The sequence below is a fragment of the Drancourtella sp. An12 genome, assembly GCF_002160935.1.
Taxonomy (GTDB): domain Bacteria; phylum Bacillota; class Clostridia; order Lachnospirales; family Lachnospiraceae; genus Sellimonas; species Sellimonas catena.
Genome location: NZ_NFLO01000052.1, coordinates 1 through 592 on the forward strand (window position 1 = coordinate 1; position 592 = coordinate 592).

2 tRNA genes and 1 rRNA gene are annotated in these 592 nt (G+C 46.5%); all 3 read left to right on the forward strand.

The window, feature by feature from the left end:
* Positions 1–41: 41 nt before the first annotated feature.
* Positions 42–115, forward strand: a tRNA-Ile gene (locus B5E64_RS17750).
* A gap of 80 nt (positions 116–195) precedes the next feature.
* Positions 196–268 (forward strand) — tRNA-Ala (locus B5E64_RS17755).
* Between the two features lie 202 nt (positions 269–470).
* Positions 471–592, forward strand: a 23S ribosomal RNA gene (locus B5E64_RS17760); the annotation flags it as partial.

A 592-nucleotide genomic window follows, 5' to 3' on the forward strand; every position in this document is an offset into this window, starting at 1 on the left:
AAAAAGAAGAAACCGGCGGAAGCCGTTTTCATATAAAGTGTGGGCTTATAGCTCAGCCGGTTAGAGCGCACGCCTGATAAGCGTGAGGTCGGTGGTTCGAGTCCACTTAAGCCCATCACAATTTAAGAATGAAAGATGAGGCTGAGGAGGTAAGGCCCACTTAAGCCCATCACAACTTAAACAAAAACTATATACGGGGGATTAGCTCAGTTGGGAGAGCGCCTGCCTTGCAAGCAGGAGGTCACGAGTTCGAATCTCGTATTCTCCACTCGGATCGGAAACGGTCCGTAAGATATGAAAATGTACCTTGAAAACCGCATATAAGAACACAAATAGAAATATCAAGACATCCGAGGTAATGTGAACACATTATTGAGAACAACGGCAGATCAAAGGATCTGCACTATCGACCAACACATATCACGCTAGGTATGTGAGACGAGAGATCATCCCGGTCTCAAGTCAAAGTTGGTTATGCTGAAAAGAGCGCAGGGTGGATGCCTTGGCACTAAGAGCCGATGAAAGACGTGATAAGCTGCGAAAAGCTTCGGGGAGGAGCAAATATCCATTGATCCGGAGATTTCTGAATGGG